Origin of the sequence: Achromobacter dolens (genome assembly GCF_902859745.1) — a bacterium.
In the GTDB taxonomy this organism is placed as follows: domain Bacteria; phylum Pseudomonadota; class Gammaproteobacteria; order Burkholderiales; family Burkholderiaceae_B; genus Achromobacter; species Achromobacter dolens.
Window position 1 is genome coordinate 39,244 of sequence record NZ_CADIJW010000015.1, and the last position, 21,064, is coordinate 60,307.

Here is a 21,064-nt window from a genome sequence, read left to right on the forward strand (position 1 = left end):
TCAGGCCATTCCCAGCATCTGGGCCAGGGTTTGTGCGGGCTGCGGGCGCTCCAGGCTGATGCGCCGCTCCAGGTCCGCGAGATGGTTGTCGTTGATCTTGACCGCCTCGGCCACCTGCCCCTGCTCCATCAGGTCGACGATCTGCACGTGTTCGCCATGCTCGCAGGCGGCGTTGCCGGGCGGTTCATACAGCGCCACGATCAGCGAGCAGCGCGACACCAGTTCGGCCAGGTAGCCGTGCAGGATGGCGTTGCCCGACAGCTCGCCCAGGCGCACATGGAAGGCGCTGGCCTGGCGCGCCCAGGCTGGCTGGCCGGCGCGGTGCAGCAAGGCATGCTCGTCGCGCAACTGCTTGCGCAGCGAGGCGTAATCGGCCTTGGTCGCGCGCGCGGCCGCCAGCGGCAACAGGGCCGCTTCCAGCGCGCGCCGCGCCTCGAAGATCTGGCGCGTGTCCTCGGGGGTGGGCTCGGCCACCACCGCGCCGCGATTGTGGTGCAGGTCGACCACATGCTCGTGGGCCAGGCGTTGCAGCGCCTTGCGCGCGACCGAGCGCGAAACGCCGAAGATGTCGCACAGCGCCGCCTCGGGCAGCTTGGTGCCGGGCGTCAGCCGCTGGCTCATGACACTTTCATAGACCGCCTCGCAGATGCGGCGCTCCATGTCGGCATCGGGGGCCGTGTCCTCCAGGTGTTCGGACACGGCGGCGGCGGCCCGGCGAGAAGGCGTCGCCCTGGGACGGGATTTGGCGGGATCGCGGGTAGGCATGGCGGACTCGGTGGCAACGAAGGCAAAGGGTCGATCAACGGGAAGATAGTCCGGGCGCCGGTGGCAGCCCATCGACGTGCGCGCAGATCTGGCCCGGCGTGGCGAACCAGATCTCGCCCCGGTCGCGCGCGGCCGCCAGCGGGGCCAGCGCCCGGCGCAGGTGCCGCAGGCGGTAGGGCTGCCCCACGATATACGGATGCAGCGCGATGCCCATCACCAGGGGCTGGCGCTGCGCCTGGAGCCGCATTTCCTCGAACTGGTCGAGAATCATATCGGCAAAATCGCGCGCGTCCATCTTGCGGCCCATGATCATGGGGATGTCGTTCAGCTCCTGCGGGTAAGGAATCGCCCACAGATCGCCGGCGCGCGTGCGCATGCGCGTGGGCTGGTCGTCGTGGCACCAGTTCAAGGTGTAGCGGTAGCCGGTCTCGGCCAGCAGGTCCGGGGTGGCGCGGCTTTCCGAAATCCACGGCGACAGCCAGCCGGCCGGGGCGCTGCCGGCGTGGCGGCCGATGCGATCGCGGCAGTGTTCCAGCAACGCCCGTTCCTCGGTTTCGCCCAGCCCCCCCTGGCGATGCGCGTTGCTGTAGCCGTGGCCGATCAGCTCGTCGCCGCGCGCCAGGCAGGCATCCACCAGCTCAGGACAATGGTCATACAGCGCGGTGTTGATCAGCGCCCCTGCTGGCAGTCCCAACGCGTCGAACAGTTCCAGGCAGCGCCAGGCGCCCACCCGGTTGCCGTACTCGCGCCAGGCGTAATTGAGCACATCCGGATGCGGCGAGGCCGGCCCCAGCTCGGCGCCCAGCCCCTCGCCGAAGGCGAAATGCTCGATGTTGAACCCCAGGTAAACGGCCAGCCGCGCGCCGTTGGGCCAGGCGTAGTCCGCGCGGCCGGTGATGGGCTGGTAGGCGAAACGGTCGTGGCCGGCCAGCGGCGCGGGGGACCAGGGCGCGGCAGGCCCCGTATTAGTGCCTTGAAGCAGGGATGGATTCATTTTGGTGCAAATCCTGATGCATGATTGTGAACAAAAACCCTGTTCTTTTGAAAACAAAAACAGGATCCAACGTCGACAAACCACCGTTTTCCCCCTGGGGCACGCCACCGAAGCGCGGGTGGCATGGATCTTGCATCGGGAACGGCAGCAGCACCTCTCCCATGCAAGATCCATTCCACTTTTCCAGGAGTGCCCCGATGCGCCCGACCCGCCGTTCCTTCATGCTCCGCGCCACTGCCGCCGCCCTGTTCGCGGCCGGCCTGGCCGCGCAACCCGCGCTGGCCGCCGATCCCATCAAGATCGGCCTGATCACCGCCCTGTCGGGTGAATCGGCGCGTGCCGGCGAAGCCTTGACGCGCGGCATGACCATCGCCATCGACGAGATCAACGCCAAGGGCGGCCTGCTGGGCGGGCGCCAGGTGGTGCTGGTGCGGCGCGACGACGAAGGCAACCCCGCCAAGGGCATGGCCGCCGCGCGCGAGCTGATCTACAAGGAAAAGGTTGCCGTGCTGTTCGGCGGCCTGGATACCCCGGTGTCGATGGCGATCGTACCCATCGTCAACCAGGAGAAGGTGCCATTCATGGGCCCTTGGGCCGCCGGCACCGCTATCACGCACAACAAGGGCAACCCCAACTTCGTGTTCCGCGTCTCGGCGATGGACGAGATCGTCGACAGCGCCATGGTGCAGTACGCCCGCAAGACGTTCCAGAGCGCCAAGCCGGGCATGATCCTGGTGAACAACCCCTGGGGCGAATCGAATGAAAAGGGGCTGGACGCCGCGCTCGCCGCCGCCAAGATCACGCCGGCCGGCGTCGAGAAATTCCAGCCCGCCGACCTCGACGTCACGCCGCAACTGAGCCGCCTGAAGGCGGCCGGCGCCGACACGCTGTTCCTGGTGGGCAATGTCGGGCCCTCGGCGCAGGTGGTGAAGTCGCTGGACCGCATGGGCTGGAAAGTGCCAGTGGTATCGCACTGGGGCCCGGCCGGCGGCCGCTTCACCGAATTGGCCGGCCCCAACGCCAAGAACGTGCACTTCGTGCAGACCTACAGCTTCTTCGGCAAACAGGGCCCGGTGGGCGAGAAAGTGATGCAGGCGCTCAAGGCCAAGTATTCCGACATCAAGGGCCCGCAGGACATCACCCCGGCCGTGGGCGTGGCCAATGCCTACGACGGCATGCAACTGGCGGCGCTGGCGATCGCGCAGGCCGGTTCCACCGACGGCGATGCGGTGCGCCAGGGCTTCTACAAGATCGGCAAATACGAAGGCCTGATCAAGACCTACGAGCAGCCCTTCACGCCGGCCTCGCACGACGCCCTGCGCGAAGACGACTACGTGTGGACGCACTTCGTCGACAACCGCATCCTGCCCGTCAAGGGCGCGCAGTAAGCGCGAGGGGAGAGACGCATGCTGTGGATGTCCGCCATCGTCAGCGGCCTGGGCCTGGGTAGCATGTATGGGCTGATGGCCCTGGGCTTCTACCTGACCTACGCCGTATCCGGCACGGTCAACTTCGCCCAGGGCAGCTCCATGATGCTGGGCGCGGTGCTGACCTTTACCTTTGCGCAGACGCTGGGCTGGCCGCTGCTTGCCGCCTTGCCGCTGGCGCTGGCCTTGTGTGCGTTGTATGGCCTGGTGGTCGAGCGGCTGGCGGTCCGACCGTTCGCCAGCCGCGGCTCGAACGCCTGGCTCATGTCGACGGTGGCCTTGGGCATCGTGCTGGACAACCTGGTGATGTTCACCTTCGGCAAGGAGCCGCGCAGCCTGCCGTCTCCGCTGGCGCAAGCGCCGCTGGAAATCGGCGGCCTGGGGTTGGGCGTGTATCCGCTGCAACTGCTGATCCCGCTGGTCGGACTGGCATTGGCCGCCGCCCTGCACGCCTTGTCGCGACGCACGCGCTGGGGCGTGGCACTGTTGGCCGTGGTACAGAATCCCAACGCCGCGCGGCTGATGGGCATCCCGGTGCGGCGCGCCATCATGGCCGCCTTTGCCGTCTCGACGCTGTTCGCGGGCGTGGCCGGCGCGCTGGTCGCGCCGCTGTTCAACGTGCAGGCCGACATGGGCACCCTGTTCGGACTGAAGGCCTTCGTGGTCGCCATCCTGGGCGGCATCACCAGCGCCTGGGGCGTCATGCTCGCCGGCCTGCTGTTCGGCGTGGCCGAAGGGTTGATCACCGTCGCCCTGGGTTCCGGCTATACCCAGATCATCAGCTTTGCGCTGGTCATCGCCATTCTGGCCATGCGGCCCAACGGATTGTTCGGCCGCGCGGCCGTGAGGAAAGTCTGATGGCCCGGCAATCTGCATTCTCTTGGCCGGCGCTGGCCGCATACGCCCTGCTGGCGGTCGTCAGCCTGGCCCTGGCGGCCAGCGTCAACGGCTATTACGTTTTCGTGATCGGCAACGTGGCCTTGCTGGCGCTCGCCGGCATCGGCCTGAACGTGCTGCTGGGCCTGACTGGCCAGATGTCGTTCGGCCATGCCGCGTTCTACGCCATCGGGGCGTACACGGTGGCAATCCTCACCGGCCAGGCGGGCTGGAATTTCTGGCTGGCATGGCCCGTTGCCGCGGCGGTGGCGGGGGTGTTCGGGCTGCTGCTGGCGCTCCCGGCGCTGCGAGTCCAAGGGCCCTACCTGGCGATGATCACGATCGCCTTCGGCTTCATCGTGGAACACACCCTGGTCGAGGGCGGCGATCTCACCGGCGGCCAGAACGGGTTGATGGGCATTGCCCAGCCCGCGCTCGGCGCGCTGGGCGGAGACCGCGGGGTGGCAATGCTCGCGATCGTGACGGTGTTCGCCGCGCTGGCCGGTTATGCGCTGCTGGCGCGCGGCAGTTGGGGCGCGGCCATGCGCGCGGTCAAGGACAGTGAAACGGCCAGTGAATCCATCGGCATCAACCCGCTGGTGGTGAAGGCCGTGGCCTTCATGGTGTCGGCGGCCGTGGTCGGCCTGGCGGGAGGCCTGTATGCGCCGCAGGCCGGCATGATCACGCCGCACAACTTCAACTTCATGCAGTCGATCCTGTTCGTGCTGGCCGTCACCATCGGCGGCGCCGGTTCGCTGGCGGGGCCCCTGCTGGGCGCGGTGGTAGTCGGACTGCTGCCCGAACTGCTGTCGAGCCTGGAGGAATATCGCCTGTTGTTCTTCGGCGCCTTCCTGCTCGTGGTGCTGTGGGCGGCGCCCGAAGGCGCGGCGGGACTGCTGGCCCGCCGGCGGCGACGCGGCCTGACACCGCGTCTGGCCCAACGCCAGGGCGGCCTGGCCGCCAATGGCCGGGCCCGCCGCGCCCTGCGCGCCGACACGCTGACCATGACGTTCGGCGGGGTGCGCGCGGTACAGGGCGTATCGTTTCACGTCGCGCCCGCCGCCATCACTGCGTTGATCGGCCCCAACGGCGCGGGCAAGTCCACCGTCATCAACATGCTCAGCGGCTATTACCAGCCCACCAGCGGCAGCGTCGCGCTGGGCGCCGCGCCGCTGGCCGGCCTGCCGGCCCACCGCGTGGCGCGCGAGGGCATCGCTCGCACCTATCAGACCTCGCAGTTGTTCGACACTTTGAGTGTCGAGGACAACGTCGCACTGGGCCTGTTGCGCGGCCGGCTGGGCGGCCTGCTGGCCGCGCGCCGTTATCTGTCGTCCGATGCGCGCGAGCGGGCCCGCGCCCTGCTGGCCTTTTGCGGATACGAAGGCGACCTGGACACGCCGGCCGCCGATCTTGCGCACGTGGATCGCAGGCTGGTGGAGATTGCCCGCGCGCTGGCCACCGACCCCGACGTCCTGTTGATGGACGAGCCCGCGGCGGGCCTGTCCCGCGAGGACAAGACACGCCTGGCCGCCCTGCTGCGGCGCATTGCCGAGGCCGGCGCCGGCGTACTGCTGGTCGAGCACGACATGGCATTGGTGATGGGCGTCTCGGATCACGTTGTCGCCATCGACGCGGGGCGCGAGTTGGCGCAGGGATCCACGGGCGAGATCCAGCAGTCCGAAGCCGTGCGGCAAGCCTACCTGGGCGACGATGCGGCGCGCCAGGCGCCCACGGCGCGTGCGCGTCCGGTTACCGGCGGCGTCGCGCCGGAAGTGCTGGGCGTGGGCAACCTGACCACCGGCTACGGCGCCAACCCGGTGCTGCATGGCATCGACCTGCAGGTGCGCGAGGGCGAAATGGTCGCGCTGCTGGGCGCCAACGGCGCCGGCAAGTCGACGCTGATGCGCACGCTGGCCGGGCTGCACCGGCCCGTCCAGGGCGGCATGCACCTGCAAGGGCAGGAATTGCAGGGGCTGAGCGCGGACCGCATCGTGGCGCGAGGTCTGGTCCTGGTGCCCGAGGGGCGGCAGGTGTTCCCGGACCTGAGCGTGCTCGACAACATCCGGCTGGGCGCCTTCCTGCATCCGGCCGATCGGGAAGCCCGCGTAGAGGAGATGCTGACGCGCTTTCCACGCCTGCGCGAGCGGCTGCACCAGCGGGCCGGCCTGCTATCCGGCGGCGAACAGCAGATGCTGGCGATCGCCCGAGGGTTGATGTCCAAGCCGGTGATCCTGTTGCTGGACGAGCCGTCCCTGGGCCTGGCGCCGAAGATCATCGACGAATTGTTCGAGGCGCTGGACAGGCTGCGGGCGGAATCGATGACGATCCTGCTGGTGGACCAGATGGCCGCGCTGGCGCTGTCGCTGGCCGACCGCGCCTACGTGCTGGAGTCCGGCCGCGTGGCGGCGCACGGCACGGCGCGGGAAATCGCCGCCGATGGAGCGCTGGCGCGCGCCTACCTCGGCGCGTGAGAATCGACCGGAGCCTGGCGCGGCGCGGGCGCGCCAGGCTCCGCGCCAGAACGCTCAGGCGGACTCGCCGCCCAGCCGCGCGCCCTCGCGCACGATGCCGCAGCGCTTGTAGGCGCGCATCACCACGCCCACTTCGCTGGCCAGCACGCCATCGAGTTCGCCAAGCCTGCGCGTGACCACGTCCCACAAGTTCAGGCTGTCGCGGCACAGCACATGCCAGAACAGTTGCGAAGCGCCGCTGGTGCCGAACAGGCAGCGCGTGTTCGGGTCCAACGCCAGGTGCGCGGCCAGGGCATCGACCGCCTGCGGCCGCACCTGCACGGAGATCACCGCCTCCACCGGAAAGCCCACCAGGGCCGGTTCGACCTCCACGCGGAAGCTCAGCGCGCGCCGCTCGACCAAGTGCTGCAACAGGCGCTGGGCGGTGGGCTCGCTGACGTCGGCATGGGCCGACAACTCAGCCAGGCTGGCGCGGCCGTCGCGCATCAGGTGGGCGACGATGCGCTGTTCAGATTCGGTCAACGCCGCCGGCGGCTGCGCCATCGCGGACTCCGGCCCCTCGGCGGCGGCATCGCCAGCCCGGATGCGCCACTGGCCGGCGCGGCGAAATGGCCGCAGCACCAACCGTGCCTCCACGTGCTCGACCCCGTCGATGGACGGCAGCACGCGCGTCACCACGTCGGGCATGTCGGCCGCGTCCGGCAGCGTCAGTTCCGCCATCAGGTCGGCCGTGCCGGCCAGCGTCACGACCAACTGGGTAATGCCGAGACTCGCCAGGGCCTCGGCCGCTTCGGCCACGCGCCCAGAACGGCAGCGCACCCAGGCGTGCAACACCACGCCGCGGCCCGTGGCCAGCGGGTCGGCCTCCGCAATGACGCGCAGGGCGTCGGCATCCATCAGCCGCTTGATCCGGCGCGCCACCGTGCGCTCGGCGATGCCGGTGGCCGCGCCCAGCTCGCGCCAGGAGGCGCGCGGCTCGGCCTGCAGGGCGATCAGGCAGGCCAAATCGGTGTCATCGAGCGCCGGCATTAGGGGCTTACCCTTACTTGACGTGACTATATTCATTAATCTAACGTTCGCGCATTGATAAAAACACAAAATTAAATGGTCTATTTGACCAAAAATAAAATCGAGGACGTTATGAGCACCCCTTCCGCCACCCTGCGCGCCTCGCAGGGGGCAAACGCCGCGCCCGTGTCGCGCGCCCGCACGATTCTGGCCGGTAGTGTAGGCAATGCGGTGGAATGGTTCGACTGGACCATCTATGCGTCATTCGCCATCTTCTTCTCCAAGCAGTTCTTCCCCGAGGGCAACGAGACCGCCGCGCTGCTGGCGACCTTCGGCATTTTCGCCGTCGGCTTCTTCATGCGCCCGGTCGGCGGCTGGGTGCTTGGCATCTTCTCCGACCGCTACGGCCGCAAGGCCGCCCTGGGCCTGACCATCCTGATGATGGCCGGCGGTTCGCTGATCATCGCCATCACCCCGACCTATGCCACCATCGGCCTGGCCGCCCCGCTGCTGCTGACCGCCGCGCGCCTGCTGCAAGGCCTGTCGCTGGGCGGAGAGTATGCCTCGGCCACGACCTTCCTGGCGGAAATGGCGCCGCCCAACAAGCGCGGTTTTTACTCCAGCTTCGTCTTCTTCAGCGCCGCCGTGGGCATCCTGGCCGCGTCGGCGGTGGGCTGGCTGCTGACTTCGACCCTGACCAAGGCCGAGATGGCCGACTGGGGCTGGCGCATTCCGTTCTTCCTGGGCGCGCTGGGCGGCCTGGCCGGCATGTGGATCCGCCGCGCGGTCCCCGAAACCGAGGCGTTCTCGCACGCCAAGAAAGCCGGCGTCGAAAAACAGCCGCTGCGCACCCTGCTGCGCGAGCACCCGCGTGAGGTGCTGCGCATCGTCGGCTTCTCGATCCTGACGACGTTTGCCTTCTATATCTTCGTGGCGTATGTGCCGACCTACGCCATCCGCCAGGTCAAGGCCGATCCGCAGGTGGCGTTCGCCGCCAACACCGTCGCGCTGATCGTCTTCATGCTGGTGCAGCCCGTGTTCGGCATGCTCTCGGACCGCATCGGCCGCAAGCCGCAGCTGATCTTCTTCGCCGCCGGCTACCTGGTGTTCTTCTACCCGCTCATGACCACGCTGGGTCCGTCATTCGGCTCGATTCTTGCCGTGGAGCTGTTCGGCCTGGTGCTGTATGCCATGTACACGTCGATCGCGCCGGCCATCATGTCCGAGCAGTTTCCCACCAGCGTGCGCGCCGTCGGTATCGGCACGCCCTACAACCTGGTCGTGGCGCTGCTGGGCGGCACCACGCCCTACCTGCTGACCTGGCTGCAAAGCAAGGGCATGGAGCGCTGGTTCTTCTATTACGTGCTGGCCGGCGCCGTCATCACGCTGATCACGTTCATCCGCATGCCCGAGACCCGGGGCCAATCGCTCAAGTAAGACCGGCTGAAACAAGACCGTCCCAGGCGCTGACGCCCGATCTCAACGCTTTCCGGCTCCGCCAGGACCGGAGAGCTTTTCCTTTTTCGTGAGAGCCATGCCAACCCAAGACACCGCCCTGCATTTCCGAGAAGCCCGCGAACTCGCCCGCGCCATCCGCGCGGGAGAACTGAGTTCGCGCCAGGTCACCACCCATTTCCTGGATCGCATTGCCCGCGCGGCCGACCTGGCCGCATACAGCGAGGTGACGGCGGAACGCGCATTGGCCCAGGCCGACGCCGCCGATCGCCTGCTGGCGGCCGGCATTTCGATGGGCCCGCTGCACGGCGTGCCGGTGGCGGTGAAGGACAGCGTGCAATGGGCCGGCACCACCGCCAGCGGCGGCTCGCAGACCCGCCGCGGCGTGGTCAGCGATGAAACCGCCACCGCCGTGCGCGGCCTGGCGGCGCACGGCATGGTGGTCCTGGGCAAGACCCGCATGACTGAATTCGCGTTCGGCCTGTCGGGCCAGAACCCGACCCAGGGCACCGCCCGCAATCCCTGGGACGCGGCCACTCCGCGCGCGCCGGGCGGCTCGTCCAGCGGCGCCGGCGTCGCGGTGGCGGCCGGCCTGGCCCCGCTGGCGCTGGGCGGCGACACGGGCGGCTCGGTGCGCGCCCCCGCGGCGCTCAACGGGGTGGTTGGCTACAAGCCGTCCTCGGGCCTCATCAGCCGCGCCGGCTGCCTGCCGCTGTCCGAGACTCTGGATGTGCTGGGCCCCATCGCCCGCAGCGTGGCCGATGCACGCCTGTTGACGCAGGTGCTGGCCGGTCCGGATATCGACGATGTCGCCACGCTGGACGTCTCCGCCGCCAGCATCGCCGCGCTGCGACGCCCGGCTCCGCGCCGCGGCGGCGCCATCGCGGTGCTGGCGCCTCAGGCCTGGCCCGCGGCATTGGCCGACGAGGGCCTGCGGATCTGGCACGAGGCGCAGGAACGGCTGGACCAGGCCGGCGTCACGCCCTCGACCTGGCATCCGCCGGCGTCGCTGTCGTTCGCGCGCATGGCGGACGACAACTCGCTGGTGCTGGCCTACGAGGCCTACCGCCATTTCGGCCACCTGGCCGAGGACCCGGCGCAGCCGCTCTGGGAAGTCGTGCGCGCGCGCATCGCCGCCGGCGGCCGCATCGCGCCGGCCGACTACGCTGCCGCGCTGCAACGGCGGCAGGCCGACATGGCCACGTTCGCCGCCGCCATGCAGGGGATCGACGCCTTGCTGATGCCGGCCTGCGACCAGGCCGCACAGGCCTTGGACGCTGCCGACGTGCGCCACGCAGGCCTGGGCAGACTGTTGCGTCCCGCCAACTTCCTGGGCGCGGCGGCCATCGCGCTGCCGGCCGGGTTCGACGCCGACGGCATGCCGATGGCGGTGCAATTGCTGGCGCCCGCCGGCGCCGATGCCGCGCTATTGGACTGCGCCGCGGCGCTGGAACGCATCCTGGCGCCAGTCATGCGCACCCCCGACCTCTCGGCCTGGGACCTCTGACCCGGCCAGCGCCGTCCAAAAGAAAACGCCCCTGCATGCAGGGGCGTCTTGCCAGGCGGGGAGGATCAGGCCGACTTCTTCAGGGCCTGGACCTTGTCCGTGGCCTCCCACGAGAACTCCGGCTCGGAACGGCCGAAGTGGCCATACGCGGCGGTCTTGGTGTAGATCGGGCGCAGCAGGTCCAGCATGTTGACGATGCCCTTCGGACGCAGGTCGAAGTGCTCGCGCACCAGCTTGGCGATCTGGTCGTCGGGAATGACGCCGGTGCCTTCGGTGTAGACGGTGATGTTGATGGGCTCGGCCACACCGATGGCGTAGCTGACCTGCACCTGGCACTGGCGCGCCAGGCCGGCGGCCACGATGTTCTTGGCCACGTAGCGGGCAGCGTAGGCGGCCGAACGGTCGACCTTGGACGGATCCTTGCCCGAGAACGCGCCGCCACCGTGCGGGCAAGCGCCGCCGTAGGTGTCGACGATGATCTTGCGGCCGGTCAGGCCGCAGTCACCTTGCGGACCGCCGATGACGAAGCGGCCGGTCGGGTTGACCAGGAACTTGGTCTTGGGCGTGATCAGGCCTTCGGGGAAGCTGGGCTTGATGATGTCTTCGATGACCGCTTCGCGGATCGTCTCTTGCGTGACGTCCGGCGCGTGCTGGGTCGACAGCACCACCGTGTCGACTTCCGCCGGGCGGCCGTCGATATAGCGGAAGGTGACTTGCGACTTGGCGTCGGGACGCAGCCACGGCAGGCGGCCGTCCTTGCGCAGTTCGCTCTGGCGCTGCACCAGGCGGTGCGCGTACCAGATCGGGGCCGGCATCAGATCGGGCGTTTCGTCGCAGGCATAGCCGAACATCAGGCCCTGGTCGCCCGCGCCCTGGTTCAGATAGTCTTCCGAGCTGCGGTCCACGCCCTGGGCGATGTCGGGCGACTGCTTGTCGTAGGCGACCAGCACCGCGCAACCCTTGTAGTCGATGCCGTACTCGGTGTTGTCGTAGCCGATGCGGCGGATCGTGTCGCGCGCGACCTGGATGTAATCGACGTTGGCGGTGGTGGTGATTTCACCTGCCAGCACGACCAGGCCGGTGTTGCACAGGGTTTCCGCCGCCACGCGGGCGTTGGGGTCCTGGGTGAAGATGGCGTCCAGAATCGCGTCGGAAACCTGGTCGGCTACCTTGTCGGGATGGCCTTCGGAAACGGATTCGGAGGTGAAGAGAAAGTCGTTGTTGGCCACAGATGCGTCCTTTGATGTCCGGTACAGCCGGAGCATAGGTTCACGAGGCGCGTTGCACCCCGGACTGCATGGAATACGCTGATCTGGGCGCGACGCTTTAGCGGATTTGGCAAGCGACGCATGACGCGCCGGGATCCTGCCGTCGCCCCGCAAGTTGTCGGTTAACTCGGCGACTGACCGATTTTAAGCGAAAATGCGGTTCTTATGCTTGTGCCGCGGGTGGGGTCTTTCACCCGAGTACCGGCACCACCATGCCCGTAATCACTCATTTGCCGCATGCTGCTCGTCCTGTTTCGCCTGTTCGCTTCCCTGCCCTTGCCCGCCGCGCACGCGCTGGGGCGCCTGCTCGGGCGCATCGCGTATGCGTTTCCCGGCAAGTACCGGCGCCGCCTGCGGGCCAACGCGACGCAGGCCGGCTACCCCGACGCGGCCTTCGCCCGGCGCGCGGCCGGCGAGGCCGGCGCCATGATCCTGGAAATGCCGCGGGTCTGGTTCCGCAATGAACAAAGCCTGGCCAAGGTCGTGTCCGACGACAACGCCGTGGTGGACGCGGCCCGCGCCGAAAACCGCGGCATCCTGTTCCTGACCCCCCACCTGGGCTGTTTCGAGATCACCGCCCGCTACCTGGCGCGCCTGATGCCAATGACGGTGATGTTCCGTCCGCCGCGCAAGGACATCCTGGCGCCGCTGCTGGAAACCGCGCGCAACGGGTCCGCGGTCAACGCCGTGCCGGCCACCATGCAGGGCGTACGGGAATTCGTGCGGGCCCTGCGGCGCGGCGAGTCGGTCGGCATGCTCCCCGACCAGGCCCCGGGCGTCGGCGATGGCGTGTGGGCGCCATTTTTCGGACGCATGGCCTACACCATGACCCTGCCCGGCAAGCTGGCCACCCAGACCGGCGTCCCCATCATCCTCACCGCCGGCGAACGACTGCCGGGCGGCCGCGGCTGGCGCATCCATTATGTGCGGGTGCCCGAGCCGCTGCCGACCGACCCCCAGGCCCAGGCCGCGCTGCTCAACGCCGCCATGGAAACCCTGATCCGCCGCTGCCCGCAGCAGTATCTCTGGAGCTACAACCGCTACAAGACCCCGCGCGGCGCCCCGCCCGCCCCCGTTGACGACGCGGCCCCCGCGCCCCAATGAAGCCGACGCCCGCCCCCGCGCCGCCCTGGTCCAAAGCTCCCACCTGTCCATGAAAGAATCCAAAACGCGCACGCTGGTCAATCTGCTGAAATGGTTCGGCCGCATGCGGCCATCCACGCGGCTACGCATCGGCGCCGCGCTCGGCTGGCTGGCCATGCGCCTGGCCAAATCGCGCACCCGCATCGTGCGCCGCAATCTCGAACTGTGCTTTCCCGAGCAACCCGAGCAAGTGCGCGAGCGCTGGGTGCGCGAACATTTCCGGGCGCTGGCGCAATCCATCGTCGACCGGGGCGTGCTGTGGTACGGCACGCCCGAAGCCATCAAGGACATGGTCACGCAGAGCGGCGCCGAGCGCATCAATGAACTGACCGCGCAGGGCCGAGCGGTGATCCTGCTGGCGCCGCACTTCATCGGCCTGGACGCGGCCGCCACCCGCCTCACCATGGAAGTGCCGAGCGCGGCCACCATGTACACGCCGCAGAGCGACCCGCACATCGACGCGGTGGTGGCCGCCGGCCGCGCCCGCTTCAACGAGGTGTTCCTGGTCAGCCGCAAGGATGGCGTGCGTGAACTGATCCGCCACCTGCGCGCGCCGCGGCCGGTGTACTACCTGCCCGACATGGACTTCGGCCGCCAGGGCGCAGTGTTCGCGCCGTTTTTCGGCGTGCAGGCGGCGACGCTGCTGGCCACCGCGCAACTGGCCAAGAAATGGGACGCGGCGGTATTGCCGATCCTGGACTTCTGGAACCCGGAAACCGGGCGCTATCACGCGGAAGTCCTGCCGCCGCTGGAGAATTTCCCCGGCGACGACTCGCTGGAAGAGGCCACCGCGCGCCTGAACCGCGAACTGGAAGCCTGGGTGCGCCGCTGCCCCAGCCAATACTACTGGGTGCACCGCCGCTTCAAGACCCGGCCGCCGGGCGAACCCAAGATCTACTGACGCGCATCCAGGATCTCCCCCCGGGGCCGCGCCAAGGCGGTTTCCCCGGCCAGAATGGGCGATAATCCCCCCATGAACTGGAACTTCACCAAAATGCATGGCGCGGGCAACGATTTCGTCGTCCTGGACGGGGTCCGCCAGGCCATCGAGATGACGCCCGAGCGCGCCCGCGCGCTGGGCGATCGCCACTTCGGCATCGGCGCCGACCAGATCCTGCTGGTCGAACGCGCCACCCGGCCCGACGCCGACTTCCGCTACCGCATCTTCAACTCCGACGGCAGCGAAGTCGAACACTGCGGCAACGGCGCCCGCTGCTTCGTGCGCTTCGTGCACGAACAGGGCCTGTCCGACCGCAACCCGCTGCGCGCAGAGATCGCCACCGGCATCCTGGTGCTGGACGAGGGTGACGACGAGCAGGTCACGGTCGACATGGGCAGCACCCGCTTCGACCCGGCCGCCTTGCCGTTCGACACCTCCGGGCTCGCCTCCCGCACCGAAGGCCAGGATACCCTGTGGGAGCTGGAACTCGACGTGCCCGCCGGCCTGCCGCGCAGCGTGGCCCTGTCGGCCGTGGCCATCTCCAACCCGCACGCCGTGCAGGTGGTGGACGACGTCGACACCGCGCCCGTCGCCCTCGTCGGTCCGCTGATCGAAAACCACCCGCGCTTCGCCCGCCGCGTCAACGCCGGCTTCATGCAGATCGTCGATCGCCACAACATTCGCCTGCGCGTGCACGAACGCGGCGCCGGCGAGACGCTGGCCTGCGGCACCGGCGCCTGCGCCGCCGTGGCGGCCGGCATCCGCCGCGGCCTGCTCGATTCCCCGGTGCGCGTGCAGACGCGCGGCGGCGTGCTGACCATCGCCTGGAATGGCGATCAGTTGCGCATGACCGGCCCGGCCGAATCCGTCTTCACGGGCCAGGTCGATATCGACAAGCTCGTCTTCTCCATGGCGCTGAACCGATAACCCCATGACCGATACCGCTTTCACCGCCCAGGACATCGCTGCCTTCCTGCAGGAACACCCCGGCTTCTTCGACCAGCACGCCGACGTCTTCGCCACGCTGCAGGTGCCGCATCCGCACGGCTCGCGCGCCATCTCGCTGGGCGAGCGCCAGATCCTCACGCTGCGCGAACGCAATCGCGAACTCGAATGGCGCCTGAACGAGCTGGTGCGCAACGCCACCGCCAACGAAACCATCGGCGGCCACATCTCCAAGTGGTGCTGCCGCCTGCTGTCCGAACCGGATCCGCAATTGGTGCCTGGCGAGATCGCCCTCGGCCTGGCCGAACAATTCGACCTGAACCACGTGGCGTTGCGCCTGTGGAACCTGCCGGAACTGCCCGACACCGGCTACGGCGAACCCGTCAGCCAGGACGTGCGCACCTTCACCGACAGTCTGAAGACGCCTTATTGCGGCACCGACACGGCCTTCGAGGCGGTCGCCTGGCTGGACGCCAAGCCCAAGTCGCTGGCGCTGGTGCCGCTACGCCTGGAAGCCGACGGCGCCAGCGTCGGCCTGCTGGTGCTGGGTTCCGACGACCCCGAACGCTTCACTCCCGAGATGGGCACCGCGTTCCTCGAATCCATCGGCCAGTTGGCCTCGGCCGCGCTGCACCGGTTGAACCCGGCCGCGCCCAAGGCCTGAGCCGACCATGACGGCAGGGGCCCCGGAACTCGCCATGCCAACGCAAGCGCCGGACGCCCCCCTGCCCGATCCGATGGCCGCCTGGCTGCGCCATCTGGAAAGCAATCGCCGCTATTCGCCCCACACGCTGGACGGCTACCGGCGCGAGCTGCGTTTCCTGATCGAACTGGCCGAACGCGCCAAGCTGCCGCTCGACAAGCTCGGCAATGGCCATATCCGCCAGTTCGTTGCCCGGCTGCATGCGCAGGGCCGCGGCCCGCGCAGCCTGGCGCGCACGCTGGCGGCCTGGCGCGGCTTCTATCAATGGTGGGCCCCAGCGATCGGCCTGGCCGGCAACCCGGTGGCTGGCGTGCGCGCGCCCAAGGCGCCGCGCGGCCTGCCCAAGGCCCTGTCGGTGGACCAGACCCAGGCCTTGCTCGACCGCGCTCCGGCCAAGGTGGCCACCGAGCCGGCCGACCTGCGCGACCAGGCCATGTTCGAGCTGCTGTATTCCAGCGGCCTGCGCCTGTCGGAGCTGGTCGGACTGGACCTGCGCTACACGCGCTCGGCCGACCATGAATCGCGCGGCTGGCTCAGCCTGGAAGAGGCCGAGGTGATCGTGCTGGGCAAGGGCGGCAAGCGCCGCTCGGTGCCGGTGGGCCAGGCCGCCCTGGCGGCGCTGCGGCGCTGGATCGACGTACGCGGGCAGTTGGCGCCGCCGGCCGCATCCGCCGACGATGCCGCCGCGCTGTTCCTTGGCGCCCGTGGCCGGCGTATTTCGCCGCGCGTGGTGCAACTGCAACTTGCCCGGATCGCGCAGGCCGCCGGCCTGCCGACCCACGTGCACCCGCACGTGCTGCGCCACAGCTTCGCCAGCCACGTGCTGCAATCGGCGCAGGACCTGCGCGCCGTGCAGGAAATGCTGGGCCACGCCAACATCTCGACCACCCAGATCTATACCCGGCTGGACTTCCAACACCTGGCGCGAGCCTACGACCAGGCCCATCCGCGCGCGGGCCGCAAATCCTGAACGCGGCGGCGCTTCAGCCGCCGCCGGCCAGCATGCCGCCCAACAGCAGCACGCCCAGCGCCAGCACCGCCAGCGCCGCCAAGGCTTCCACCCCGTAACGCAAGCGCGCCGCCGCGACGCCCGACAGGCGCGCGCCCAGCGCATTGGCCGCGCCGCCGGCCGCGACCGCCAGGCAGGCCAGCGCCGCCACCGTCAGGCCCGTGCCCAGGCCCATCGCCAGGGCCGAGGCCACCCCGGCGAGAAAGAATCCCTGAGACAGCGCGAACACCAGCACGATCAGCGCGCCGCTGCAGGGCCGCAGGCCCACCGCGAAGATCGCCGACCAGGCGCGGCGCCAGTTCAACGGTCCCGTCACCTGCTCAGGCGGCGGCACATGGGCATGGCCGCAGCCGCAATCGTCGTGATGGTCATGCGGATGAACGTGCGCGTGGCCACGGACCCCGCCCCGAGAAATCGGCGCCGGCGCCTGGATCGCAATGGCGCGCAAGGCCGCGGCCCCCTTCAGGGCCGGCGCCGCCGCGGCGGGCGACGCGGCCACCGCGGCCACGCGGGCCGGACGCCGCCGCAACAACGGCCGGATCGCCTTGACCCAGACCAGCCACGCGCCCAGCAGGGTCACCAGGCCATACGAGGCCAGCTCCAGCCAGCGCGTGGCCTGGTTCATCGCCGCGGCCGTGGCGTTGAACGCCAACGCCAGCACCGCCACCATGGCGATCGCCACCAGCGCCTGCACCAGCGACGACACCAACGCCAGCAGCGCGCCGTTGCGCGCGGTCTGGCGGTTGGCCAGCACATAGGAGGAAATCACCGCCTTGCCATGGCCCGGGCCGAGCGCATGGAACACGCCGTAGGCGAACGACAGCCCGATCAGCAGCCAGGCGCCGCCATCGGCCTGCCAGGCGCGCACGGCCGCCGTCAACTGCCGGTAGAAATGGGTCTGCCACACCGAGACCTGGCCGAAGAAACCCGCCAGCCAGCCCGGACCGGCAAGGCCGGCGCCGCTCTCCGGCACGCCGAAAGGATGCGCGCCCTGCGCGTCGGCCAGGCCGGCCCATGCCATCGCGGCCAGCGCCACCAGCCACGCCAGCGCGGCCGCGGGACGCCGCCCTACGAGCATTGCACCTCGATGCGATGCGTCAGGCCCTTGGTGATGGCGAAAAGCTCTTCCGGCAGCGCGTCCGGATCGGCCGGGATCGCGGCCAGTTGCTGCATGGTGTTCCAATCCAGTTCCTTGGGCTTGCGGTAAGCCTGCTTGCACGCCGCCGCGCCGGGTCCGTCCAGTGCGACCGCCCCCTTGTCGTCGAAGGCGTAGGCCACGAAGTAGGTCGGGTCGTAGATGTCCACCTGCGCGCCCGCGGCGTCCAGCGCGGCGGGCTCGGCCAGCGGCAGCGTAAACGCCAGTGACAGCCGGCCGGTCTTGGCGTTCCAGGTCACGCGCGCGTCGCGCGGCGCGGCGAACACCGCGCTCTTGCCCGCCACGGTGACCCGCGTGAAGTAATGCGACACCGGTTCGCCCAGCGCCTTCATCCAATCCTGCGCCATGCCTTTCAGGGTGTCCTCGGGCAAGGCCCCGCCCTTGCCCTTCTTGAGACCTTGCGTGGCATAGGCGCCAAACATCTCGTCGAACAGCCAGACCTGCCGCACCGCCGTCACGCGATGCTGCTCGTCCAGGTCGATGACGGCGCGGGCGTCGATCCACATATGCGGGTGCGCGGCGGCGGCGTTGGCCGCCAGCGCTCCCGCCACTGCGATCAGGGCTGCAAGGCCGCGGCGAGTTGACGAACGTTCCATTCAAACATTTCCAGGTAGGTGGCGCCAGGCTGCCCGGGCTTGGACAGGGCGTCGGAATACAGCGTACCACCCACCTTCGCGCCCGTTTCGCGCGCGATCTGCTGCACCAGCCGCGGGCTGGTAATGTTCTCGATGAACACCGCCGGGACCTTCTCGCGCTTGACCTGCTCGATGATGCGGGCCACGTCGCCCGCGGAGGGCTCGGCCTCGGTCGAGACGCCCATCGCCGCGATGAAGCTCACGCCATAGGCATCGCCGAAATAACCGAAGGCGTCATGCGAAGTGACCACCTTGCGGCGCTCCTGCGGAATCGCCGCGAAGGTCTTGCGCACGGCCGCGTCCGCCGCCTGCACGCGGGCGATATAGGCGTCGGCGCGCTTGCGATAGGCGTCGGCACGGGCCGGGTCGGCGGCCGCCAGGCCGTCGGCCACGTTGCGCGCGTAGATGACGCCGTTGGCCAGGTTCTGCCAGGCATGCGGATCGGCGTCGTGGTGGTGATGGCCGCCCCCGTCGTGGGCATGGCCATGATCGTGGTCCTTGTCGCCATGCTGGTCACCGTGCCCGTCGCCATGGCCGGCGAACTTGCGCGGCGTCACGCCCTTTGACGCGACCACGGTCGGCCCGGCGAAGCCGGAGGCCTTGACCAGGCGCGGCAGCCAGGCCTCGAAGTCCAGGCCGTTGACGAACAGCACCTTGGCGGCCGCCAGCTTCTTGGCGTCGGCGGGCGTGGGTTCGTATTCGTGGGCATCGCCGTCCGGGCCCACCAGCGTGCTCACCTGAACGTCGGCGCCGCCGACTTCCTGCACGATGTCGCCCAGGATCGAAAAGCTGGCCACGACCGGCAACGGCTCGGCCGCCTGCGCCGAGCCGAAAGCGGCGGACAGCCACAGGCCGGCCGCGGCCAGCATGACACGGCGGCGCGCCAGCGCCGGGAAGAGGGAAGGCATGGTGAATCTCCTTGAGGGTTCAGGCCCGGCGCGAAACGCGCGGCGCCCGCAGCAGCCCGCCATGCGGACCGCAGACGATGGAAAACAGGTAACAGACGCCGGCGGCCAGGATGATGGCGGGCGAGGCCGGCACATTGAAGTGGTAGGACACCAGCAGGCCGGCGACCGAGGCGGCCACGCCGATGCCGGCGGCCAGCGGCAATTGGCCGGCGGCGGACCGCAACCAGAAGCGGGCCGCGGCGGCCGGCAGCATCATGATGCCGACCACCATCAAGGTGCCCAGCACCTGGAAGCCGGCCACCAGGTTCACCACCACCAGCACCAGGAAGATCATGTGGACCCAGCCGCCGCGGCCGCCGCTGGCGCGCAGGAAAGCCGGATCCAGGCACTCCGCCACCAGCAGGCGGTAGAGCGCGGCCAGCGCCAGCAGCGAAACGCTGGCCGTGATGGAGACCAGCAGCAACGACGCGTCGTCCAGCCCGAGCACCGTGCCGAACAGCACGTGCAGCAGGTCCATGTTCGAGCCGCGCAGCGATACCAGCAACACCCCCAGCCCCAGCGAGATCAGGTAGAAGGCGGCGAAGCTGGCGTCCTCGCGCAGCGGCGTCAGGCGCGCCACCAGTCCGGCCAGCAGGGCCACCACCAGGCCGGTGGCGATGCCGCCCAGCATCATGGCCCACAGCGACAGGCCCGACAGCAGAAAGCCGGCCGCCACGCCCGGCAGGATGGCGTGCGACATGGCATCGCCCATCAGGCTCATACGCCGCAGCACCAGGAACACGCCCAGCGGCGCCGCGCCGAGCGACAGCGAGCACGCGCCGGCCAGCGCGCGCCGCATGAAGCCGTAATCGATGAAGGGCGACACGACCCACTGCAACGCGCTCATGCGTAGGCCCTCGCGTGCCATTGACGCGCCGTCTTCAGGTGGGCGTCGGTCAGGACCGACTGCGTGTCGCCCCAGGCCACCACGGATCCCGACAGCAGCAGGCACTGCGGGAAGTGCTCGCGCACCATGTCCATGTCGTGCAGCACCGCGATCACCGAGCGGCCCTGGCCGTGCAGGCCGCACAGCAACGCCATCAGGTCGTCCGCGGTATGGCTGTCGACGGCGGTGAACGGTTCGTCCAGCAGCAGCACCGGCGCGTCCTGCACCAGCATGCGGGCGAACAGGGTACGCTGCATCTGGCCGCCCGACAGCGTATCCACGCCGCGGCCGGCCATGTCCGCCAGGCCCACGGTTTCCAGCGCCTGCATGCAACGGTCGAGTTCGTCACCACCGTAGCGCCGCCACCCGCCAACCCGGCGCCAGGCGCCCAGGGCCACCAGGTCGAGCACCGTCACGGGAAAGGCGCGGTCCAGTTCGGCGGCCTGCGGCAGCCAGGCCAGCTCGGCGCGGCCGGCGCCGCCGATGCTGACGCGGCCCGACATCGGCCGCAGTACGCCCATGATGCCCTTGACCAGGGTCGATTTGCCCGCGCCATTGGGCCCGATCACGGCGGTCATGGCGCCCGGCTCGAAGCGGCCCGAGACGCCGCGCAGCGCCGCGTGCCCGTGCCACCCGAAGGAGGCGTTGTGCAGCTCGATGGCGACCGGGGCGGCGCTCACCGCGGCCACCAGTCCAGCGCCCAGCCGGTCAGCGCCCACAGCGCGGCGACCGCCACCAGGGCGAAGGCCATCCGGCGCCAGGCGGATACGAGGAAGGCGGAACGGAACGACGCGCGGAGCCGCGGCGCGGCGCCGGGCCGCGGAGGCAGGAGCGAAAAATGGGACATGACGGCGGCAAACGGTAAAACAGCATTATGTTATATCATATCTAAATCGGCTTGAATCGACGGCTTTTGCCCGCACCTGGAT

At 69.4% G+C, this 21,064-nt stretch carries 20 protein-coding genes; 10 read left to right on the top strand and 10 right to left on the bottom strand.

Going from position 1 to position 21,064, the window contains the following annotated elements; translation table 11 throughout:
* Positions 1–765, bottom strand: coding sequence for a GntR family transcriptional regulator (locus tag HV783_RS13440; RefSeq protein ID WP_006389774.1), 765 nt, complete (start codon positions 763–765; stop codon positions 1–3).
* Positions 766–799: 34 nt separating this feature from the next.
* A complete protein-coding gene (locus tag HV783_RS13445; RefSeq protein WP_054500333.1) occupies positions 800–1,759 on the bottom strand; it encodes a polysaccharide deacetylase family protein in 960 nt (319 codons plus the stop codon).
* A gap of 197 nt (positions 1,760–1,956) precedes the next feature.
* Here HV783_RS13445 and HV783_RS13450 point away from each other — a divergent pair, with 197 nt between their 5' ends.
* From HV783_RS13450 to HV783_RS13460, 3 genes are read left to right on the top strand one after another with little or no spacing between them, the layout of a single operon-like run.
* Positions 1,957–3,147, top strand: a complete 1,191-nt coding sequence (locus tag HV783_RS13450) for an ABC transporter substrate-binding protein (RefSeq protein ID WP_047993169.1) — start codon at positions 1,957–1,959, stop codon at positions 3,145–3,147.
* An 18-nt stretch (positions 3,148–3,165) separates the two neighbouring features.
* Positions 3,166–4,044: a branched-chain amino acid ABC transporter permease gene (locus tag HV783_RS13455; protein ID WP_054500332.1), complete on the top strand. Its 879-nt coding sequence runs from the start codon at positions 3,166–3,168 to the stop codon at positions 4,042–4,044.
* Positions 4,044–6,533 (top strand): branched-chain amino acid ABC transporter ATP-binding protein/permease, encoded by a 2,490-nt coding sequence (locus tag HV783_RS13460; RefSeq protein ID WP_175189299.1) that lies wholly within the window; start codon positions 4,044–4,046, stop codon positions 6,531–6,533. Before HV783_RS13455 ends, HV783_RS13460 begins: the two co-directional genes overlap by 1 nt.
* A 54-nt stretch (positions 6,534–6,587) precedes the next feature.
* Here the strand turns inward: HV783_RS13460 and HV783_RS13465 are convergent, their stop codons facing one another.
* Positions 6,588–7,562 carry an Lrp/AsnC family transcriptional regulator gene (locus tag HV783_RS13465; RefSeq protein ID WP_254603899.1) on the bottom strand — a complete coding sequence of 325 codons (975 nt, stop codon included), beginning with the start codon at positions 7,560–7,562 and terminating at the stop codon, positions 6,588–6,590.
* 111 nt (positions 7,563–7,673) lie between these two features.
* Here HV783_RS13465 and HV783_RS13470 point away from each other — a divergent pair, with 111 nt between their 5' ends.
* Both HV783_RS13470 and HV783_RS13475 read left to right on the top strand, forming a co-directional pair.
* Complete coding sequence (locus tag HV783_RS13470; protein WP_054501176.1) at positions 7,674–8,978, top strand: MFS transporter; 1,305 nt, start codon at positions 7,674–7,676, stop codon at positions 8,976–8,978.
* 97 nt (positions 8,979–9,075) lie between these two features.
* Entirely contained in the window at positions 9,076–10,503 is a 1,428-nt protein-coding gene (locus tag HV783_RS13475) for an amidase (RefSeq protein WP_054500329.1), read from the top strand.
* 65 nt (positions 10,504–10,568) lie between these two features.
* Here HV783_RS13475 and metK read toward each other — a convergent pair whose 3' ends face one another.
* Complete coding sequence (gene metK, locus HV783_RS13480) at positions 10,569–11,732, bottom strand: methionine adenosyltransferase (RefSeq protein WP_049077057.1); 1,164 nt, start codon at positions 11,730–11,732, stop codon at positions 10,569–10,571.
* A 276-nt stretch (positions 11,733–12,008) separates the two neighbouring features.
* On the opposite strand from metK, the gene HV783_RS13485 reads away from it, so the two are divergent.
* The 5 genes from HV783_RS13485 to xerC are packed head-to-tail and all read left to right on the top strand — an operon-like array spanning position 12,009 to position 16,472.
* Entirely contained in the window at positions 12,009–12,875 is an 867-nt protein-coding gene (locus HV783_RS13485) for a lysophospholipid acyltransferase family protein (RefSeq protein WP_054500328.1), read from the top strand.
* A 49-nt stretch (positions 12,876–12,924) separates the two neighbouring features.
* On the top strand, positions 12,925–13,815 hold the full coding sequence (locus HV783_RS13490; RefSeq protein ID WP_054500327.1) for a lysophospholipid acyltransferase family protein: 891 nt from the start codon (positions 12,925–12,927) through the stop codon (positions 13,813–13,815).
* A 54-nt stretch (positions 13,816–13,869) separates the two neighbouring features.
* Positions 13,870–14,781 (top strand): diaminopimelate epimerase, encoded by a 912-nt coding sequence (gene dapF / locus HV783_RS13495; protein WP_116793400.1) that lies wholly within the window; start codon positions 13,870–13,872, stop codon positions 14,779–14,781.
* A 4-nt stretch (positions 14,782–14,785) separates the two neighbouring features.
* A complete protein-coding gene (locus tag HV783_RS13500; RefSeq protein WP_116793399.1) occupies positions 14,786–15,463 on the top strand; it encodes a DUF484 family protein in 678 nt (225 codons plus the stop codon).
* Between the two features lie 34 nt (positions 15,464–15,497).
* Positions 15,498–16,472: a tyrosine recombinase XerC gene (gene xerC, locus HV783_RS13505; RefSeq protein ID WP_054500324.1), complete on the top strand. Its 975-nt coding sequence runs from the start codon at positions 15,498–15,500 to the stop codon at positions 16,470–16,472.
* A 13-nt stretch (positions 16,473–16,485) separates the two neighbouring features.
* On the opposite strand, the gene HV783_RS13510 is transcribed toward xerC, so the two are convergent.
* From HV783_RS13510 to HV783_RS13535, 6 genes are read right to left on the bottom strand one after another with little or no spacing between them, the layout of a single operon-like run.
* Positions 16,486–17,589, bottom strand: coding sequence for a nickel/cobalt transporter (locus HV783_RS13510; RefSeq protein ID WP_175189301.1), 1,104 nt, complete (start codon positions 17,587–17,589; stop codon positions 16,486–16,488).
* On the bottom strand, positions 17,580–18,263 hold the full coding sequence (locus HV783_RS13515) for a DUF1007 family protein (protein ID WP_054500322.1): 684 nt from the start codon (positions 18,261–18,263) through the stop codon (positions 17,580–17,582). The genes HV783_RS13510 and HV783_RS13515 overlap by 10 nt, the downstream gene beginning before the upstream one ends.
* On the bottom strand, positions 18,224–19,171 hold the full coding sequence (locus HV783_RS13520) for a metal ABC transporter substrate-binding protein (RefSeq protein WP_162876746.1): 948 nt from the start codon (positions 19,169–19,171) through the stop codon (positions 18,224–18,226). The genes HV783_RS13515 and HV783_RS13520 overlap by 40 nt, the downstream gene beginning before the upstream one ends.
* 58 nt (positions 19,172–19,229) lie before the next feature.
* A complete protein-coding gene (locus HV783_RS13525; protein ID WP_054500320.1) occupies positions 19,230–20,096 on the bottom strand; it encodes a metal ABC transporter permease in 867 nt (288 codons plus the stop codon).
* Positions 20,093–20,815, bottom strand: a complete 723-nt coding sequence (locus HV783_RS13530; RefSeq protein ID WP_081273351.1) for a metal ABC transporter ATP-binding protein — start codon at positions 20,813–20,815, stop codon at positions 20,093–20,095. Before HV783_RS13530 ends, HV783_RS13525 begins: the two co-directional genes overlap by 4 nt.
* Positions 20,812–20,982, bottom strand: coding sequence for a hypothetical protein (locus HV783_RS13535; RefSeq protein ID WP_167517671.1), 171 nt, complete (start codon positions 20,980–20,982; stop codon positions 20,812–20,814). Before HV783_RS13535 ends, HV783_RS13530 begins: the two co-directional genes overlap by 4 nt.
* Positions 20,983–21,064: the final 82 nt, after the last annotated feature.

Bases quoted from the DNA above. Each gene is read 5' to 3' on its own strand.
- HV783_RS13440 (WP_006389774.1), bottom strand. From the start codon at position 765: ATGCCTACCCGCGATCCCGCCAAATCCCGTCCCAGGGCGACGCCTTCT.
- HV783_RS13445 (WP_054500333.1), bottom strand. From the start codon at position 1,759: ATGAATCCATCCCTGCTTCAAGGCACTAATACGGGGCCTGCCGCGCCC.
- HV783_RS13450 (WP_047993169.1), top strand. From the start codon at position 1,957: ATGCGCCCGACCCGCCGTTCCTTCATGCTCCGCGCCACTGCCGCCGCC.
- HV783_RS13455 (WP_054500332.1), top strand. From the start codon at position 3,166: ATGCTGTGGATGTCCGCCATCGTCAGCGGCCTGGGCCTGGGTAGCATG.
- HV783_RS13460 (WP_175189299.1), top strand. From the start codon at position 4,044: ATGGCCCGGCAATCTGCATTCTCTTGGCCGGCGCTGGCCGCATACGCC.
- HV783_RS13465 (WP_254603899.1), bottom strand. From the start codon at position 7,562: ATGCCGGCGCTCGATGACACCGATTTGGCCTGCCTGATCGCCCTGCAG.
- HV783_RS13470 (WP_054501176.1), top strand. From the start codon at position 7,674: ATGAGCACCCCTTCCGCCACCCTGCGCGCCTCGCAGGGGGCAAACGCC.
- HV783_RS13475 (WP_054500329.1), top strand. From the start codon at position 9,076: ATGCCAACCCAAGACACCGCCCTGCATTTCCGAGAAGCCCGCGAACTC.
- HV783_RS13485 (WP_054500328.1), top strand. From the start codon at position 12,009: ATGCTGCTCGTCCTGTTTCGCCTGTTCGCTTCCCTGCCCTTGCCCGCC.
- HV783_RS13490 (WP_054500327.1), top strand. From the start codon at position 12,925: ATGAAAGAATCCAAAACGCGCACGCTGGTCAATCTGCTGAAATGGTTC.
- dapF (WP_116793400.1), top strand. From the start codon at position 13,870: ATGGGCGATAATCCCCCCATGAACTGGAACTTCACCAAAATGCATGGC.
- HV783_RS13500 (WP_116793399.1), top strand. From the start codon at position 14,786: ATGACCGATACCGCTTTCACCGCCCAGGACATCGCTGCCTTCCTGCAG.
- xerC (WP_054500324.1), top strand. From the start codon at position 15,498: ATGCCAACGCAAGCGCCGGACGCCCCCCTGCCCGATCCGATGGCCGCC.
- HV783_RS13510 (WP_175189301.1), bottom strand. From the start codon at position 17,589: ATGCTCGTAGGGCGGCGTCCCGCGGCCGCGCTGGCGTGGCTGGTGGCG.
- HV783_RS13515 (WP_054500322.1), bottom strand. From the start codon at position 18,263: ATGGAACGTTCGTCAACTCGCCGCGGCCTTGCAGCCCTGATCGCAGTG.
- HV783_RS13520 (WP_162876746.1), bottom strand. From the start codon at position 19,171: ATGCTGGCCGCGGCCGGCCTGTGGCTGTCCGCCGCTTTCGGCTCGGCG.
- HV783_RS13525 (WP_054500320.1), bottom strand. From the start codon at position 20,096: ATGAGCGCGTTGCAGTGGGTCGTGTCGCCCTTCATCGATTACGGCTTC.
- HV783_RS13535 (WP_167517671.1), bottom strand. From the start codon at position 20,982: ATGTCCCATTTTTCGCTCCTGCCTCCGCGGCCCGGCGCCGCGCCGCGG.